Source organism: Vibrio sp. 704, assembly GCF_033339295.1.
Genome location: NZ_JAWOUH010000539.1, coordinates 1 through 653 on the forward strand (window position 1 = coordinate 1; position 653 = coordinate 653).

1 protein-coding gene is annotated in these 653 nt (G+C 46.4%); it reads left to right on the forward strand.

What is annotated here, in order from left to right:
- Positions 1-335, forward strand: a 335-nt coding sequence (locus tag R7R24_RS27615; RefSeq protein WP_318120259.1) for a protein rep, incomplete at its 5' end; no start/stop codon positions are given.
- Positions 336-653: the final 318 nt, after the last annotated feature.

Sequence of the window (653 nt, forward strand, 5' to 3'; positions counted from 1 at the left end):
CCAACAAAAAACGCCCTGAGAGCGACGCTATTACGTCTGCGGCTGCTGAGGTTGGGAAATATGCCACTAAACCTTCAAATTATGTCTGTAAGTCTCCTACAGGCCAATATTTTGCTGTTCACAAGGTTGTTCGTGAATTGGCTGAGGGGATCGCTCGAAAAAGGATGATTGCTTTCGGCGGTATCATGAAAGACTACCACTTGAAATTGCAGCAACAGGATGTCGATTCTGATTCAGTTGACTTGATCCATGTTGAAGGAGAAGCAACAGCGATTGATGCGGTTGCCGTGCATATATTCCGCTGGAACGTCGGCCTGAATAATTACTTTTGTTAAAAATCTAATTCCCTAGTTAAGGGGTTTGCCAAATTCAAAAGGGGAAGGGGCCCCGTTTCGTCGGGGAAGGGGTTCCCTTTTTGATTTGGCGAACTCCAGACAAGCGGAAACCATCTTAATGCAATTCACCCTTTTAAAATCCGCGCGTCAGTTTTGCGGTTTTGCCGTTTTACGGTTTAGCCGTTTTGCCCATTTTCTGCCCTTGTCTTAGCGGTCTAGAAGGAATGACGACGACGAAAACTGAGGAGGAGGAATGAGGCCGACGACCGCCTTGGTATGAACACGAAATAAGTCGTTAAAAATGGGAAATTTGGGGGG